Source organism: Pseudoalteromonas sp. APM04 (assembly GCF_022809815.1).
Lineage (GTDB): Bacteria > Pseudomonadota > Gammaproteobacteria > Enterobacterales > Alteromonadaceae > Pseudoalteromonas > Pseudoalteromonas marina.
The window spans coordinates 2,782,592-2,799,652 of record NZ_CP094441.1 but is presented as its reverse complement, the minus strand read 5'-3'; the positions used below and the strand labels follow the sequence as shown (position 1 = coordinate 2,799,652).

The 17,061-nt window shown below is 40.3% G+C and carries 11 protein-coding genes and 2 tRNA genes; 7 read left to right on the top strand and 6 right to left on the bottom strand.

The window, feature by feature from the left end; all coding sequences use genetic code 11:
- Window positions 1–7: 7 nt before the first annotated feature.
- The 3 genes from MTP24_RS12895 to MTP24_RS12885 all read left to right on the top strand — a co-directional run bounded on the left by MTP24_RS12895 (window position 8) and on the right by MTP24_RS12885 (window position 3,972).
- Window positions 8–82: transfer RNA gene (locus MTP24_RS12895), tRNA-Arg, on the top strand.
- 204 nt (window positions 83–286) lie between these two features.
- The gene (locus tag MTP24_RS12890) at window positions 287–2,503 is read left to right on the top strand and encodes an EAL domain-containing protein (RefSeq protein ID WP_008131930.1); all 2,217 of its coding nucleotides are present in this window, start codon (window positions 287–289) and stop codon (window positions 2,501–2,503) included.
- Between the two features lie 200 nt (window positions 2,504–2,703).
- A complete protein-coding gene (locus MTP24_RS12885; protein WP_138740813.1) occupies window positions 2,704–3,972 on the top strand; it encodes an HD-GYP domain-containing protein in 1,269 nt (422 codons plus the stop codon).
- On the opposite strand, the gene MTP24_RS12880 is transcribed toward MTP24_RS12885, so the two are convergent.
- On the bottom strand, window positions 3,932–4,255 hold the full coding sequence (locus tag MTP24_RS12880) for a hypothetical protein (protein ID WP_083830931.1): 324 nt from the start codon (window positions 4,253–4,255) through the stop codon (window positions 3,932–3,934). The genes MTP24_RS12885 and MTP24_RS12880 overlap by 41 nt on opposite strands.
- 285 nt (window positions 4,256–4,540) lie before the next feature.
- Between MTP24_RS12880 and MTP24_RS12875 the strand changes: the two genes are divergently transcribed.
- Window positions 4,541–5,818 carry an outer membrane protein transport protein gene (locus MTP24_RS12875; RefSeq protein ID WP_008131926.1) on the top strand — a complete coding sequence of 426 codons (1,278 nt, stop codon included), beginning with the start codon at window positions 4,541–4,543 and terminating at the stop codon, window positions 5,816–5,818.
- Window positions 5,819–5,929: 111 nt separating this feature from the next.
- Here MTP24_RS12875 and MTP24_RS12870 read toward each other — a convergent pair whose 3' ends face one another.
- The 3 genes from MTP24_RS12870 to pepA all read right to left on the bottom strand — a co-directional run bounded on the left by MTP24_RS12870 (window position 5,930) and on the right by pepA (window position 10,946).
- The gene (locus MTP24_RS12870; protein WP_243531566.1) at window positions 5,930–8,785 is read right to left on the bottom strand and encodes a valine--tRNA ligase; all 2,856 of its coding nucleotides are present in this window, start codon (window positions 8,783–8,785) and stop codon (window positions 5,930–5,932) included.
- A 53-nt stretch (window positions 8,786–8,838) separates the two neighbouring features.
- The gene (locus tag MTP24_RS12865; protein ID WP_006793705.1) at window positions 8,839–9,285 is read right to left on the bottom strand and encodes a DNA polymerase III subunit chi; all 447 of its coding nucleotides are present in this window, start codon (window positions 9,283–9,285) and stop codon (window positions 8,839–8,841) included.
- Window positions 9,286–9,434: 149 nt separating this feature from the next.
- Window positions 9,435–10,946: a leucyl aminopeptidase gene (pepA, locus tag MTP24_RS12860; RefSeq protein ID WP_243531563.1), complete on the bottom strand. Its 1,512-nt coding sequence runs from the start codon at window positions 10,944–10,946 to the stop codon at window positions 9,435–9,437.
- 309 nt (window positions 10,947–11,255) lie between these two features.
- Here pepA and lptF point away from each other — a divergent pair, with 309 nt between their 5' ends.
- Window positions 11,256–12,368: an LPS export ABC transporter permease LptF gene (lptF, locus tag MTP24_RS12855; protein ID WP_006793703.1), complete on the top strand. Its 1,113-nt coding sequence runs from the start codon at window positions 11,256–11,258 to the stop codon at window positions 12,366–12,368.
- Complete coding sequence (lptG, locus tag MTP24_RS12850) at window positions 12,365–13,432, top strand: LPS export ABC transporter permease LptG (protein WP_008131921.1); 1,068 nt, start codon at window positions 12,365–12,367, stop codon at window positions 13,430–13,432. The genes lptF and lptG overlap by 4 nt, the downstream gene beginning before the upstream one ends.
- 80 nt (window positions 13,433–13,512) lie before the next feature.
- Here lptG and MTP24_RS12845 read toward each other — a convergent pair whose 3' ends face one another.
- A complete protein-coding gene (locus tag MTP24_RS12845) occupies window positions 13,513–14,013 on the bottom strand; it encodes an RDD family protein (protein ID WP_006793701.1) in 501 nt (166 codons plus the stop codon).
- Window positions 14,014–14,339: 326 nt separating this feature from the next.
- Between MTP24_RS12845 and MTP24_RS12840 the strand changes: the two genes are divergently transcribed.
- Window positions 14,340–14,424: transfer RNA gene (locus MTP24_RS12840), tRNA-Leu, on the top strand.
- Window positions 14,425–15,156: 732 nt separating this feature from the next.
- Here MTP24_RS12840 and MTP24_RS12835 read toward each other — a convergent pair.
- Window positions 15,157–17,049, bottom strand: coding sequence for an EAL domain-containing protein (locus MTP24_RS12835; protein ID WP_008126471.1), 1,893 nt, complete (start codon window positions 17,047–17,049; stop codon window positions 15,157–15,159).
- Window positions 17,050–17,061 lie beyond the last annotated feature (12 nt).

Below are 17,061 nucleotides of genomic sequence, written 5' to 3'. Positions count from 1 at the left end.
CAAATGTGCTCTCGTGGTGAAATGGATATCACGTGGCCCTCCGGAGGCTGAGTTGTAGGTTCGATCCCTACCGAGAGCGCCATTTGATTTAACTAGGCCAAAAACTTACCTGTGTTTTACTCCCTTTCTAATTATTAACCACCTTGCTTAAATAGACTTTACTGCCTATTGTTTTGATTATGATAGATATCTAATTATGCCATTGGTGCGTTGTGTTTGTGTTACTCAAATACATCAATAGAACAAAGGTGTATTAATACATTCGTACTTTTGGGAAACACAGTGAATGGATAGTATTGAGCAGCTTAAATTTGATCTGGCAAAGGCAGATGCCAAAATATCTGAGCTAGAAAAAAACGCCTGTTGTAATGATTTATTTATACATATATTTAACTCTTCCCCTGTCCCATTTGTATTGAATGACGCTCATAACACTATTGTCCATGCTAACGATACGTTTGTTAATATGTTTGGTTATAGAGCAAGCGATATACCCACAGTAGATGAATGGTGGGGCAAAGTACTTCCTAATAGCCATTATCGCGACTGTGTGATGAACTTGTGGCACAAAAAATTAAACGATGCAAAAAAAATGAATACTCGCTTTGTGCCAATGCAGCTAACTATACAGTGCAAAGACGGGCGTAAACGTACTGTACTTGGCAGTGCCGTTCCTTTAAAAAATGGGGATGCCAGTATTATATTAAATATTTTTTATGATATTACTGAACTTGAGTATGAAAATGGCCAAATACGTGAGCTATCTAATATCATTACTGAATTAACCCTTTCTTTAGAACAGCAAAAAAACGACCTCATACTCGAAAAACAAAAAGCCTCAGTAAACACAGAGCGGTTAAGTTTAGCCATGAAGGGCGCTAATGATGGACTTTGGGATTGGGATATTGCTAACGAAAAAATGTATTACTCACCGCGATGGAAATCGATGTTGGGGTATAAAGAAGACGAGCTTACAAATAGTTTTGCTACATGGGAAAGGCTTGTTCACCCTGACGATCTAGCTCCAGCAGTTGCTAAAATCCATTCGTTTATGGAATCTAAAACTAAGCACTATGAGGCTGAGTTTAGAATGCGCCATAAAAATGGTAGCTATGTAAATATTTTTTCTCGTGCTTTTGTTGTTGAAAGTGAGGAAGGTGAAATTACTCGTTTAGTGGGCACTCATGTAGATATTACAGCAAGAAAAAAATCAGAAGAAAAACTCAGCTACCAATCATCTCATGATTCACTCACTGGTTTAGCAAATAGAAGAGAGTTTAAGCGTCGCGTTGAGCTTTTATTGTCAGTTGCTGCTGAAAAACGAGTTGATCATGCTTTATGTTATATGGACCTTGATCAATTTAAAGTAGTGAATGACACCTGTGGTCATTTAGCTGGCGATGAATTACTTCGTCAGCTCGGTTCTTTATTGCAAAAAGTAGTAAGAAAAACAGATGTGGTAGCACGCCTCGGGGGGGATGAGTTTGCTGTATTGATGGAAAACTGCTCATTTGATAACGCCCATCGTGTAACTAGCTTAATTCAAAAAGAAATTGAGGATTATAGATTTGTTTGGGAAGGTCGCAGCTTTCGTATAGGTGTAAGCATGGGGTTGATCCAAATTACCGATAAATATGTGGATTTTACAGAGGTGCTAAAGTTAGCTGATGTTGCTTGTTATATAGCAAAGGAGAAGGGACGAAATAGAATCCATGTTCATTATGATGATGACGAAGAGCTCGCAGTGCGCCAAGGCGAGATGCAGTGGGTAAATAGAGTTCAAGATGCAATAGATGAAAACCGCTTTAAAATATACGCACAATTAATTGAGCCACTCGCTTGCGATAAAAATAAACATTATGAATTGCTATTGCGCATGGTCGATGATCAGGGAGGTATAATTCCTCCGGGTGCTTTCTTACCTCCTGCAGAGCGCTATCAACTGATTGTTAAAGTAGATAGTTGGATGATTGAAAACGCATTTAAGATGATTCTAAATAACCCTAACTTTCTCAAAGGGGTTAACTTCTTGTCTATTAACCTTTCAGGACAGTCACTTACTAATGAGGACTTTTTAATATTTGTTACAGAGCAACTTACCCTTTTGGGTGAGCATAGTGAAAAGATCTGTTTTGAAATAACCGAAACAGCCGCCATTTCAAACCTAGAACTTGCCAGTAAGTTTATTTCCCAACTAAAGGTGCTAGGGTGCTGTTTTGCACTAGATGACTTTGGAAGTGGGTTATCATCATTTGGGTACCTGAAAAACCTCAAGGTGGACTACCTTAAAATAGATGGGATTTTTGTTAAAGATATCGCGGTCGATCCGATTGATCATGCAATGGTGAAATCAATAAATGAGATTGGCCACGTTATGGGTATGAAAACTATTGCTGAGTTTGTCGAAACTTCACGAATTAAGCAAACTCTATTAGAAATGGGCGTAGATTACGCGCAAGGTTATGCAGTGCATAAACCGCAGCCAATTGAAGAGCTTTTCTAAGTTATAAACACATTTAGCTTCGAGCAACTAGATTAAAGCCACCTAATTAATAGCGTGGTAAATTTATTTAAATGTACATTTTTAAGTGAGTGATAAGCAATCCTTTATAGTCATTTATTAACGTAAATGAAACAAATGTTAGACTTGTACAGGTGTAAAATGCTATCAATGGTGTTTAATTCCCTATTTTAAATACCTTTATGCTTATTACTCTACCTATCACTGAACTTGTTCCCGGCATGTATGTCGATAGCGTAACTAAGCAACATGAAGGTGTTAATGGAATAAAAATTAAAACCAGTGGTTTGGTTCGTGAAAAATCGATTATAAAACGTTTAGCGACAGAAGGCGTGCTTGAGCTATTAATTGATTTTACTAAAGGCGATGTAGCCATCCCCGCTAAGTACAAGCCAACTTCCAAGTCCCCTGAAAAAAATAAAAATCTAGCGTCTACAAAACTAAGTGATCAAACAAAGGCAAAGCCTGCCAAGGATAAATCAAAACTCGTAAATACACCTGCAAGTATAACGCTTGAGCAAGAGTTTGCTGCAGCCAGTGAAGGTTACGAGCGCCATAGTAAAAAATTAAAGTCGCTATATGGAGATATAACCGCAGGCATGGCGGTTAATGTAAAAGTACTTGATGAAATAGCCGGTGAGATAGTTAGCTCCGTTTTTCGAAATACCAACGCTATGACCATACTTACGCGCGTAAAAGACAAGCATAATTATAACTGGCGACATATGATCAATTGTGCCATTTTTACCGCCGTGTTTGCTAAGTATTTAGGTTACAAGCAAGGGGTTGTTCAACAATTGGCAATGGGCGCATTACTCCATGATTTAGGCCAAGCTAAAATACCACAAGGTATACTATCAAAACCCTCTAAGCTGACCGAATTTGAAATGAGTGCGGTAAAAAAGCATGTATCTCAAGGGTTGATATTAGCAAAAGAGGAAGAGGGTGTAACGCCACTCATGTTGGACATGATAGTAAATCATCATGAGCGATTAGATGGCTCAGGTTACCCCAGAGGTGTAAGTGATCAAAAGCTCAGTCGTGCTGCCCGTATTATGGCTATTGTTGATGTATATGATGCGATGACCGCTGATAAGCTATACAAAGAAGGCGATGAGCCTATTAATGCATTACGTTACTTATTGGCTAGCAACAAGTTATTTGATGCTGAGTTAGTGCAGCGCTTTATAAAGTGTTTAGGTGTCCACCCTGTGGGAAGTATTGTTAAATTAACTAACGAGCGTTTAGCAATCGTGTTAGAGGGAAATACCCAAAACCCTATTAAGCCAAAAGTTAAATTATTTTATAATGCAAAGCATAATCATCACGTAACGCCTAAAGATATAGATTTGAGTACCGACAACCAAGAGCTTAAAATTTTAGCGAGTGTAAAGCCAATGGATTATCAAATTAACTTATCTCGTTTGTTAAAAGATCATCTTCTCGTTTAGCCTTAATACATTGTCGCTTTTGGTTTGCCTGAGCTGATATAAACGCGCCTAAAAAACAACTTCCCATTAGTACCAACCACAACAAAGTGCCAAGCTCTACATGTAAAGCTGTGCAGCAAAAAATGAGCGATACAACAGCATTTAACATAGCGCCTAGCCAGTAACGATTAACAGGGTTGTCGCATTGTCCGGCCTGTGTGCATGCGCAGTAATTTGCCTTACAAAAGAAAAACACACTGGCTCCACAAAAAATAAGAACCACCATAATTAGAACAATCAGCACAGTTTTAACCCTTTGGTTATTTTAAAAAAGAGTTTAAAATGCGGCGTAATTCATGTCAATCTAAATGATAACTAATTACATTTAGAGCAATTACTCTAATAACATATTTCTTGTCCGATGAGTTTTAAATAGTTGTTAAAATGTAGTTAAAAAACGTGTTTTTTAGGTGTTTTTGGTGTGATCATGAAGTTTTTTTCTAAAAATTAATGTAGTGTAGCCGGGTTTTGAATATAAGTAACAACACACATAGCTACCCAAACAGTGAGTTTGGTTAAGGACACAACAATGAAATTTTCTAAAACGCTTATCGCAGCCTCGCTTGCATTTGTTTCAGCTGACTCTTTTGCAGCTGCGTTTCAATTAGCTGAGCAAAACGCATCAGGTTTAGGCCGTGCTTATGCTGGTGAAGCATCTATCGCAGACGACGCGTCTGTTGTTGCACGTAACCCTGCTTTAATGACTTTATTTAAAGATAAGCAACTAAGTGTTGCTGCTATAGCCGTTGTTCCAGATGTTAGCCTTGAAGGCACTGGTACAAACAATGGCATCGACCCGAATGCATTAGATGACGACAGCATTGCGCCTAGCGCCATTATTCCAGCAACTTATTTCACAATGCCAGTAAACGACAGAGTATCAGTTGGTTTTGGCGCATTTGCTAACTTTGGTTTAGCAACAAAATTTGATGACGACTACGCGGCAGGTCAAATTGCGGGCGAAACAGAAATTGTAACTGTAAATATGAACGCAAGCGTTGCCTATAAAGTAAGCGAGCAGTTCAGCTTTGGTATTGGCTTAAATGCAATTTATGCAGAAGCTAAAATTATTCGTAAGTTTGGTGCTTCAGCTTTACCAATCCCTGCTTCAACAGATGCAGTAAACCTTGAAGGTGATGATATTGGTTACGGCTTAAATGTTGGTTTAATGTACCAATTAGACGAAAACAGCCGTTTTGGTTTTAACTACCGTACAGAAACTGACATCACGTTTGAAGGTGAATACTCAAACGAGCTTCCTTCTGCATTTATTCCTGGTGGATTAGACGGACAGCTTGAACTTCCAGGTTCGGTTGAAATAACGCTACCTGCTATTGCTGAGTTTTCTGGTTCACATCAGTTAGACGAAAAATTAGGCTTACATTACAGCGTATTGTGGACTGGCTGGAGCAGCTTTGATTCATTGGAAGCACAAGTAACAGCACCAACGGGTGATAAGTTTAGCGCATTTGAAAAAACAGAAGATTTCTCTGATGCACTTCGTTACTCAGTAGGTACTGACTACCAGTACAACGAAAACCTATTGTTACGTGCAGGTATTGCGTTTGACGAGTCGCCTGTATCACAACAGCATTTATCAATCTCGATTCCAGACACTGACCGCTTTTGGTTCTCTTTTGGTGGTAACTACATCATCGATAAAAACTCAAACGTTGATTTAGGCGTGAGTATTATTCGTGGTAAAACACAAAACTACACTGAAAAAGATAACTTAGGCTCGCAGTGGTCTTTTGAATCTAAAGGTCATGCTACGCTTATTGGCGCGCAGTACAACTACACGTTTTAATGTAGAAGTGCCTTTAGCTTAGTCATTAGGCACAAAAAAGCCGCTCACTTTAATTAAAGTGAGCGGCTTTTTAATGCCTGCTAAATTGCTTTAGCAGGTATGTGACTAAAATTATAAGCTTTCAATCTTCGTTTTTTGCTCAAGCAGCTTAGTTTTAGCATCGGTGAATTCAGCTAACTTAGCGTTTTCTTTTGCAAGAACAGCTTCTGGTGCATTGTTTACAAACTTTTCGTTAGCAAGTTTGTTTTGCACTTGCGCTAGGCCTTTTTCTGCTTTTTCGAGTTGCTTGTTGATACGTGCAAGCTCTGCTTCAACATCAATTAAGCCCGCCATTGGGATCATAATTTCAAGGTTGCCAACATAAGAGGTTGCACACGCTGGTGCGTCGTCTTTGTTTTCAAGCATTGTAAACTCTTCAAGCTTAGCCAATGATGCCAAGAACGATTTATTTTCTTCAATACGGCGCACATCTTCGCTCGATGCATTGGCAAGTAATACGCTCAGTGGCTTGCTTGGGCTAATATCCATTTCACCACGAATGTTACGAATAGCTAAAATGAATTGTTTAACCCACTCTAAGTCTTCCATTGCTTGTGCATCAACGCTTGCTTCATTATAAACAGGGAAGCCTTGTACCATAATGCTAGTGCCCGCTGTTTCAAGGCCTGCAAGTGGTGCAACACGTTGCCAAATAGTTTCTGTGATGTATGGCATCATTGGGTGCATTAAGCGCAGTAGGCTTTCTAGTACCGTAATGAGTGTATTACGTGTACCACGTTGCTGTGCTTCATTACCTTTAAATAATACGGGCTTAGTTAGCTCTAAGTACCAATCACAGAACTGGTTCCAAGTGAATTCGTAAAGTGTGTTAGCAGCTAAATCGAAGCGGTAGTTATCAAGGTGTTCAGTGTACGTTTTAACTGTGGCTTCATATTGGCCTAAAATCCAGCGATCTGCTAGCGAGTACTCTTTTTGTGCATCGTTTGCAAAACCACAGTCTTGCTCCTCTGTGTTCATTAATACGTAACGGCTCGCGTTCCATAGTTTATTACAGAAGTTACGGTAACCTTCAAGGCGGTTCATATCCCAGTTGATATCACGACCGGTAGATGCCATTGCTGCAAGGGTAAAGCGAAGCGCATCGGTACCGTGTGCTTCAATACCATTTGCGAATACTTTGCGCGTGTCTTTTTCAATTTTAGCGGCAAGTTTTGGCTGCATCATGTTGCCAGTACGTTTTTGTACTAAGTCTTCAAGTTCAATGCCGTCAATCATGTCTAGCGGGTCAAGTACGTTACCTTTTGACTTAGACATTTTATCGCCGTTGTCGTCACGTATTAGGCCAGTAACATACACTGTTTTAAACGGCACTTGTGGTTTACCATTTTCATCTTTAATAAAGTGCAGCGTCATCATGATCATGCGCGCAACCCAGAAGAAAATAATATCAAAACCTGTTACTAACACGTCAGACGGGTGGAAGGTTTTTAAATCATCGGTGTTTTCTGGCCAGCCTTGCGTTGAGAATGTCCAAAGCGCTGACGAGAACCATGTATCAAGTACATCTTCGTCTTGGCTAAGTGCTACGCTATCTGCAATGTTGTTATCGCGGCGAACTTCCGCCTCATCGCGGCCAACGTATACGTTGCCTTCGCTGTCGTACCAAGCAGGAATACGGTGACCCCACCAAAGCTGACGTGATATACACCAATCTTGTACGTCGTTCATCCACGAAAAGTACATATTTTCGTATTGCTTAGGCACAAATTGAATGTCGCCGTTTTTAACTGCATCTTTAGCAGGTTCTGCAAGTGGCGCAACACGTACATACCATTGGTCGGTAAGTAGTGGCTCAATGACCACACCAGAGCGGTCGCCGTAAGGAACGGTTAGGCCGTGGTCTTCAATTTTTTCAAGTAGGCCTAGTTCTTCAAATTCAGCGATAATCGCTTTACGCGCTGCAAAACGATCAAGCCCATGAAAACGCGCTGGAATTGGCGCATCGAGCTCAAGCTCTTTGCCATCAAAGGTGTAAGTTTCACCTTGCGTTAAAATAGCGGCGTCTTTATCGAAAATATTGATCATTGGCATTTTGTGACGCTTGCCAACTTCGTTATCGTTAAAGTCGTGGGCTGGGGTTATTTTTACACAACCTGTGCCTTTATCTTTATCGGCGTGTTCGTCAGCAACAATGGTGATACGACGGTTAACGATAGGTAATAAAATGTCTTTACCAATTAAATCTGTGTAGCGCTCGTCATCTGGGTTTACTGCAACACCTGAGTCGCCTAGCATAGTTTCTGGACGAGTTGTGGCTACGACAATGTAGTCTTTACCGTCTTGTGTTTTAACGCCATCGGCTAGTGGGTAACGTAAGTTCCACATGTGGCCTTGTTTGTCTTTGTTTTCAACTTCAAGATCAGAAATAGCAGTGTGTAATTTTGGATCCCAGTTTACTAGGCGTTTACCACGGTAAATTAGGTTTTCTTTATGAAGGCGAACAAATACCTCTTTAACCGCTTCAGATAAACCATCGTCCATCGTAAAGCGTTCACGGTCCCAATCAACTGATGCGCCAAGACGACGAAGCTGTTTAGTAATTGTGCCGCCCGATTCGTTTTTCCATTCCCAGATTTTATTAATAAAATCTTCGCGGCCTAAATCGTGGCGTGTTTTACCTTCTTCAGCATGCAGTTTACGCTCAACCAACATTTGCGTTGCAATACCTGCGTGGTCAGTACCTACTTGCCATAATGTGTTGTTACCTTGCATACGTTTAAAACGCGTAAGGGTATCCATTATTGTATCTTGGAAAGCGTGGCCCATGTGTAAGCTACCCGTGACATTTGGCGGCGGGATCATAATAGAATACGGTACGCCTTGGCCAGATGGCTTAAAGTAGCCTTTTTGTTCCCAGTCTTGATATAGAGACTGTTCAATATCTTGCGGATTGTAGGTTTTATCCATTACACAGAACCTTAAATAAGTACTTAAATTAGTTGGTTAGTTTGCCTGAGTGGCTAGCTATTAATATCTTGCGTGGTGAGATTGGCACCGAGTTGGCGTAGCTTTTTAAAACGCTCGCGGGCTGCTTGTTTAGCAACAGGTTCTACGGGGACAAAATCAAAAACTTGGTTAAATCGGCGAATGTAATCAGGTAGCTGAGTGGCCAAGTTTATTAAAACTTTTCGGTTGCCAACAGGTGGCGTAATACCAATTTCAACAGGGGCTCCGCCTTTAGGGCCTTCACCTTGTAAATTGTGTGGTACAAAACTGTCTGGGTCGAATGCCCAAATAATTTCATCAATGGCACAGGCTGTATCGTTATCGTTTACACAAATAAATACACGTTGCCCATTACGATACTGATCGGCCGCTATTTGTGCAGCCAAAGCAAAATGATCATCAGCCTGGGCTTTAGACTCATCTTGTTGCTTTAGAACGAAAAATTTAGCGTTCATGTTCATTGTATCGGGCTTTCCCATGACATTGAATGTGCACTAGGTTAATACACATAAATTAAGAGGCAGATTTTGCCATATAACGGGGTTTGCTTCAATTAATACACAAATAAATAAGGCGCCTAACGGCGCCTTATTTTGAACTAAACAGATAATTAATCGTGTGCTGCTTCGCTTACACCCGCTCTGTTCAATAAATACTGAGTTAGCATAGGAACAGGGCGTCCTGTTGCGCCTTTATTTGCACCACTTCGCCATGCAGTACCCGCTACATCTAAATGCGCCCAATTATATTTTTTGGTGAACTTAGATAAAAAACACGCTGCGGTAATTGTGCCTGCCGCGCGCCCACCTAAGTTAGTAAAATCAGCAAATGGGCTTTCTAGTTGGTCTTGGTAATCGTCCCACAGTGGTAGCTGCCATGCACGGTCGCCACTTTGCTCAGACGCTTTCAATAAGTCGTGGGCAAGGGGGTTATGGTTTGCAAGCAAGCCTGTTGCATGAGCACCTAATGCAACAATACATGCACCTGTAAGGGTGGCTACATCTATGACGGTATCTGGGTCAAAACGCTCCACGTAGGTTAACGCATCGCATAATACTAAACGACCTTCAGCATCGGTATTAAGTACTTCAACCGTTTGCCCCGACATCGTTGTTAAAATATCACCTGGTCGGTAAGCATTTGAACTTGGCATGTTTTCACAACCAGCTAAAATACCTATTACGTTTATAGGTAATTGCATTTGTGCCAAAGCGCGCATTGCACCTATAACACCTGCAGCACCGCCCATATCGTATTTCATTTCATCCATGGCTTCGCCAGGTTTAATTGAAATACCGCCTGAGTCAAAGGTTAAACCTTTACCAACTAACACAATTGGCGCTTGCTCGTCGCTTGCACCTTTGTAGTTAATAACCGACATAACAGATTCGTTATCACTACCACGGCCAACCGCTAAGTATGAGTTCATACCCAGCTCAGCCATTTTTTCTTCGCCAATAATATCAACGGTGATGTTATTAAAATTAGTAGCAAGCTCTTGCGCTTGTTCGCCTAAATACGCTGGGTTACAAATGTTGGGTGGCATGTTGGCAACGTCTTTACACAACTTGCTGCCAGCAGCGATAGCTAAACCGTGCTCAATCGCACTTTCACCAATAGTGAGTTCGCGGCGCGTGGGTACGTTAAATACAATTTTACGAAGTGGGCGACGCGGGTCTACTTTTTTACTTTTAAGTTGATTAAACGTGTATAAGCAATCTTGCGTTGTTTCAACGGCTTGGCGTACTTTCCAATAAGTATCTCGGCCTTTTACGTGTTGCTCTGTTAAAAAGCATACCGCTTCCATAGAGCCTGTATCGTTTAAGGTATTTATTGTTTTAGAGATAATTTGTTTGTATTGCTTGTCATCAAGCTCGCGCTCTTTACCGCAACCTACAAGCAAAATACGCTCGCTTAATACGTTAGGGACATGGTGCAATAATAAAACTTGGCCAGGTTTACCCTCTAGGTCGCCACGGCGAAGTAAATTTGAAATATAACCATCACTGATTTTATCGAGTTGTTCACCAATGGGGGATAACCTGCGTGGTTCGTACACGCCAACGACAATACATGCGCTGCGTTGTTTTTCTGGGCTACCACTTTTTACGCTAAATTCCATTGTTGCTCCTGGTTGTGAGTCATTTAAGCTAATAAATAAGGCCAAAAATAATATTTTCTAGTCTTAGTAGCTAAGCTTATGTAGAGATAATACTCATTTTAGCTGATTTTTACCGACTCTTACTGTGTAATTGAACTTTATATGCTTAAGGGCTACTAATGCAACATTATATCTTGCACTTAGGTAGGATAATTAATTTTGATGGCTTATAATAATAGCCTATTTGTCGGTATAAACTGTGCAAAATAGCTATTTAACTATTCGACACTCACTATTGTAGTGAAATACTAAGTTTAACAGGGGCGAGCATTGCTTATTTTTCGTTATTTGACCGCTGAGGTTTTAAAATCGCAGGTCGCCGTATTTTTAACTTTAATGACCATTTTTTTATCACAAAAGCTGGTGGTTATTTTAGGTGACGCATCAGAGGGAAGCATTCCTGCTCAATTAGTGCTGTCGATGATTGCGTTAAAGTTACCACAACTTGCCTCGTTAATTCTTCCATTGAGTATATTTTTAGGCATTATTTTAGCGTACAGCCGTATTTACGCCGACAGCGAAATGACGGTATTAAAAGCGTGTGGTGTGAGCGAATGGTATGTAGTGCGTGTAACTTTAATATCAAGCGCAGGCTTGGCGCTTTTGGCTGGCGCATTAACTATGTACCTAGCACCGTGGGCCAGTGAGCAAGAATATCAATTAAAAGAACAAGCTAAAGCTGACGCAGGGCTGTCAGCATTAAGAGCCGGTCGTTTTCAAGAAACAGGGAACGAAAAAGCCGTGGTGTTTATTCATAATATTGAAAATGGTGGCAAAGAGCTAAACAAAGTGTTTGTTGCACAGCTACCAAATAGTGATAACGATGAATTAGCTCGACTAGTATACGCAGAGCAAGGCGTGGTAATTGAAGCGCAAAACGGTGAGCAACAGTTAGTGTTAACCGATGGGAAACGGTACGAAACCGACGCAACAACACCAGCATTAAACCTGACCGAGTTTGATGGTTACAGTGTACAAATTCGTGAACAAGAAATAGAGCATCAACGCCGTAAGTTAGAAGCTGTGCCGACTAATCAGTTGCTTGCTATTAATACGCCTGAGTCTATTGCTCAATGGCAGTGGCGTATTGCTATTCCTCTTTCTATTCCGCTGCTTACTTTACTAGCAGTGCCGTTAAGTGTGGTTAATCCTCGCCAAGGCAAATTTGCTAAATTGGTACCCGCTATAAGTTTGTATCTTGGGTATTTTATTTTATTAAATGCCGCAAAATTCGCGATAGAAGATGGCAAAATACCGCCGTCAATCGGGCTTTGGTGGATTCACTTGAGTGCCTTATTTATTGGTGGCTTATTAATTATTAAAGGCCGCCCAATAGGCGCTTTGCTTAAAGCTGTTGTCACTAAGCGGGAGTTAAGCTCATGATGAAAACACTCGACTGGTATTTAGGCCGCAGCATTTTACAAACAACAGGCTTTGCTTTGTTGGTTTTAGTTGGCATCAGTACCTTAATTAAATTTATTGAACAGTTAAAATCGGTAGGGCGTGGTAGTTACGATTTGATTACCGCCATGCTGTATACGCTGTACAGTATTCCTGGTGATTTAGTGGTGTTTTTCCCTATGGCTGCGCTCATTGGGGGCTTAACAGGGCTTGGTGCGCTTGCTTCAAATAGTGAATTAGTGGTTATGCAAGCTGCGGGTATGTCGCGGTTGCAAATTATTGGTTCGGTGATGAAAACCGCCATGTTTATGGCCATTTGTATGATGGCGCTTGGCGAATGGGGAGCACCAGAGGCACAGTTACGTGCAAAAGAAATGCGAAACCAAGCTATACATGGCGGAGATGTGTTTAGCGCACAAAAAGGGGTTTGGGCGAAAGATGGAAATAACTTCATAAATATAGAAGATGTGGATGAAAGCGGTAAGCTTAACGGTTTGCACATGTACTATTTTGATAGCTCACTTGAGCTTACTCAAATTACTAAAGCTAAAGAGGCAATTAGCCGAAAAGATGGATGGCTTTTACGTGATGTAAACAAAGTAATTATTACGGATGAGTTAATTACGACTGAACTACACCCAGAAGAGTTTTACCCATCGCAACTAACCGCTGAAAAGTTAGGCGTTGTATCTGTAAAGCCTGAGTCGCTTTCGTTTACAGGGTTATGGTCGTACTTAAGCTACTTAGAGCAAAATGAACAAGATACCAGTACTTATGATCTTGCTCTTTGGCGAAAGTTCATGCAACCCGTGTCGGTTGCGGTTATGTTATTGGTTGCGCTTTCTTTTATATTTGGTCCATTACGCACTGTAACTATGGGCGCACGAATAATTATGGGTGTTGTAACAGGCATTGTATTTCATTTAACAAACGAGATATTTGGTCCCGTGGTAATGGTTTACCAAATACCTGCCATAATTGGCGCCGTGCTGCCTAGTGTTATTTTTATAGGCTTTGCGACCTACTTAATGAATAAACGGGTATAAGCGATTATATCTAAAAACAAAAAAGGGTGACTAGTAAGTCACCCTTTTTTGTTTTTAGAGGTTTTATTAGTGTGTATACATTAATCGAGCTCGCGGTATATACGTTTGTTCTCTTCTTTTGAAAGAGCAACAACCTCTGTTTTAGATAAGTAATCTTGTAACGCTTTTTTGTTTTTAAAATCAACTAACACAACTAAGTTACCTAAACCAAGTAACGCGCCCATGCAGCGAATAACTGATTGCGACCAACTAATTAAATTGCCATCGTTAGTTTGTACTCTTAATCGCCATGCTCGCATACCAATTGTTTGACCGCTTTTGGTCCAAAAGTAACTAAAAAATATAACATTAACGCCCACAAACAAAGCACTGCGAATGCCATCTAGTAAAGGTGAATTCTCTATAAATGCAGCAGGGTCTTGACCTTCGGTTTGCTCAATAAGGCCCGTAGAAATTAAAACTTGAATTGCAGCAAAGTACAAAATAGCGGTTAGCATAGATAATGAAATGACGACTAAAGAGTCGTATATTAGCGACGCAAAACGGCGCCAAAAACCAGCACGTGGAAACTCACCCGACATAAAATTACTCTCACTGTTAATGTGTGGCTAGTTTAGCAAAAAAGCGCAAAAATACTAAGCGCTATAGTATGTTGGTATCATTTAACTATTGGTTTAAATAATATCTGTATTTTAAAGTGCTTTATTTACATGACGCTTTAATTTTTTTAAATGTTAAGAGTTGCCTAAATGTTAAGCGGTTGATCATGCTTATGTAATAAAAGGCTTGCTGCTAACCCTATTGTTTGTATAATGCTTGGCATAGAGACGAAGGCACATAAATAATCCTAAGCTCTAAAGTGGTTTTTCTTTATCTTCTCGTGTTTAGAAGGTTAAAGAAAAATGATGCCAGCGTGATGAAATTGGTAGACATGGGGGATTCAAAATCCCCTTCCGAAAGGAGTGCCGGTTCGAGTCCGGCCGCTGGTACCACTTTTTATAACCTCTGCTAGATTTAGCAGAGGTTTTTTTATGTCTAAAATTTGTGATGACGGACACGAGCGGCACTCAAGTGCGCAGGTATAAGTTAAAGTCCGGCCGCTGGTACCACTTTTTATAACCTCTGCTAGATTTAGCAGAGGTTTTTTTATGTCTAAAATTTGTGATGACGGACTCGAGCGGCACTCAAGTGCGCTGCTATAAGTTAAGGTCCGGCCGCTGGTACCACTTTTTATAACCTCTGCTAGATTTAGCAGAGGTTTTTTTATGTCTAAAATTTGTGATGACGGACTCGAGCGGCACTCAAGTGCGCTGCTATAAGTTAAGGTCCGGCCGCTGGTACCACTTTTTATAACCTCTGCTAGATTTAGCAGAGGTTTTTTATGTCTAAAATTTGTGATGACGGACTCGAGCGGAACTCAAGTGCGCTGCTATAAGTTAAGGTCCGGCCGCTGGTACCAACTTTTATAACCTCTGCTAGATTTAGCAGAGGTTTTTTTATGTCTAAAATTTGTGATGACGGACTCGAGCGGCACTCAAATGCGCTGCTATAAGTTAAAGTCCGGCAGCTGGGTGAGATTAAACCGAAACGAAGTTTCGCAGTTATTCGAAGTGAGTTCATGGATGAACGATGGATGTAGCTTCATGGACGAATTAATTACTCTATAATGGGGCTTTTACTAATAGGCTCGAGCGTCACTCAAGGTGATATTCTAAATAGTCATATCACTTTGCGTGGCTGTTTTTTCGTATTAGCTTTGTAAATGAATCAGAGGGCATAGGGCGGTACATAAAAAATCCTTGCGCTATTTCGCAGTGAGTCTTTGATACGTAATCAAGCGTTTCTTGATCCTCTATTCCCTCTGCAATAATAGCTAAATCTAAGTTATGACCAATATCGATAATACACTTGGCAATGGCAGCGCTTTGTTCATCAGTAATGACATTTTGTAAGAACGATTTGTCTATTTTTAAGTAATCGATAGGCAATAACTGTAAATAACTAAACGACGAGTAACCTTTACCAAAGTCATCCAATGCAAACGCAACACCATAGTGCTTGAGCTTATGCATGGTTTTACTCATCTTCTCTTTATTTTCCATAAAAATAGATTCAGTTAACTCAATAATTAATTGATCGCCACTAATTGATGAGTTTGAAATACTTTCAATAATGTAATCAATAAAATGTTCGTCCTGAAATTCAATAATTGATAGGTTGACCGCAAGCTTTAAAGGCGCGATGCCCTCTAGTTGCCATTGCTCTAATAGCGATATAGCCGAGCTAATAGCAAACTCACCTATTTTTTTTATTAGCCCAGTTGATTCAGCAATAGGAATAAATAAATCGGGCGGTATAGACTCTCCGCTAGCCGTAAACCAGCGCATTAACACTTCAGCTCCCAAAATCTGATTGCAGTCTAAACCTATTTTAGGTTGTAGGTATATTTCTAATTCTTGGTTGTTTATTGCTTTGCGAAGTTCGCGCTCAATATCCATTTGTTCACGGGCATGAGCTTCTAATTTCCTATGATAAAAACGGTAGGCATTTTTGCCATTATTTTTGGCATCATACATCGCCATATCGGCATTACTAAGCAAGGAGTCGGGTGTAATACCATCTTGTGGATATAACGCAATTCCAATGCTTGATGATACATATTGAGGTCGACCATTTATAAAAAATTCTTTACTTATTGTCTCTAACAACGCCTCGCACAAGTTTTCAATATTATTTTTTGACTTTACAAGCTCAACAAGTATTACAAACTCATCACCACCTATTCGGGCAAGTGTGTCTTGCTCTCTTAAACGGTGGTTAATACGCTCTACCATTTTGATTAGTAGTTCGTCGCCGCCTTTGTGGCCTTCAGTGTCGTTAACTCGCTTAAAGTTGTCTAGGTCTAAAAAGAGCACTGCGGTCATCGAATCATCGCGTCTTGCGAGTGTAAGTGAATGCTCAAGACGGTCCATAAATAATTGACGGTTTGCTAATCCTGTTAGCGCGTCATGGTAGGCTTGAAAATGAATGATTTCTTCATGTTCTTTTTCAACGCTGATATCACGAATACAAAATACACGACCAATAAGTTGGCCATTTTTAAGCTGAGGGAGTGAGCGGTAACTATAATGTTTGTCGTCGATAGATTCAAACTCGCCACTCAATGCCTGTTTTGAGTCTGCTTTTAATTGCGCGATAATATCGGCGCTTTTGTTGCCTTTTTTTATTACTTTATCTATTTGGCTAAAGTAATTATATGCGTCTAAATTAAAGCGCTCGAAGAACTCTCTGGCCATTATATTGGCGCTCACAACGTTACCTTTTAGGTCTAGCACAGTAACTTGTTCGCCTATAGCGTCAAATGTTGCGTTAAGCACACTAATTGAATGTTCTAATTGTTGCTGTGTATCTGAAAGCTCATTGAGTTGGTTTTTAAGTAAATCATTGCGTTCGTTTAATTCGTTAGACGTAATAAATAATGACCGCTCTAAAATATTAATTTCGCGCTCATTCAGTTCATAAGCATCAGATACCCGCGATATAATATCGGCATACTCTTGAACAAAGCTTTCATCAACCTTACTACGTTTTAACTGGCGTGCTAGCAGTTTGTGCAACTTGTAAACCTC

Bases quoted from the DNA above. Each gene is read 5' to 3' on its own strand.
- MTP24_RS12890 (WP_008131930.1), top strand. From the start codon at position 287: ATGGATAGTATTGAGCAGCTTAAATTTGATCTGGCAAAGGCAGATGCC.
- MTP24_RS12885 (WP_138740813.1), top strand. From the start codon at position 2,704: ATGCTTATTACTCTACCTATCACTGAACTTGTTCCCGGCATGTATGTC.
- MTP24_RS12875 (WP_008131926.1), top strand. From the start codon at position 4,541: ATGAAATTTTCTAAAACGCTTATCGCAGCCTCGCTTGCATTTGTTTCA.
- MTP24_RS12870 (WP_243531566.1), bottom strand. From the start codon at position 8,785: ATGGATAAAACCTACAATCCGCAAGATATTGAACAGTCTCTATATCAA.
- MTP24_RS12865 (WP_006793705.1), bottom strand. From the start codon at position 9,285: ATGAACATGAACGCTAAATTTTTCGTTCTAAAGCAACAAGATGAGTCT.
- pepA (WP_243531563.1), bottom strand. From the start codon at position 10,946: ATGGAATTTAGCGTAAAAAGTGGTAGCCCAGAAAAACAACGCAGCGCA.
- lptG (WP_008131921.1), top strand. From the start codon at position 12,365: ATGATGAAAACACTCGACTGGTATTTAGGCCGCAGCATTTTACAAACA.
- MTP24_RS12845 (WP_006793701.1), bottom strand. From the start codon at position 14,013: ATGTCGGGTGAGTTTCCACGTGCTGGTTTTTGGCGCCGTTTTGCGTCG.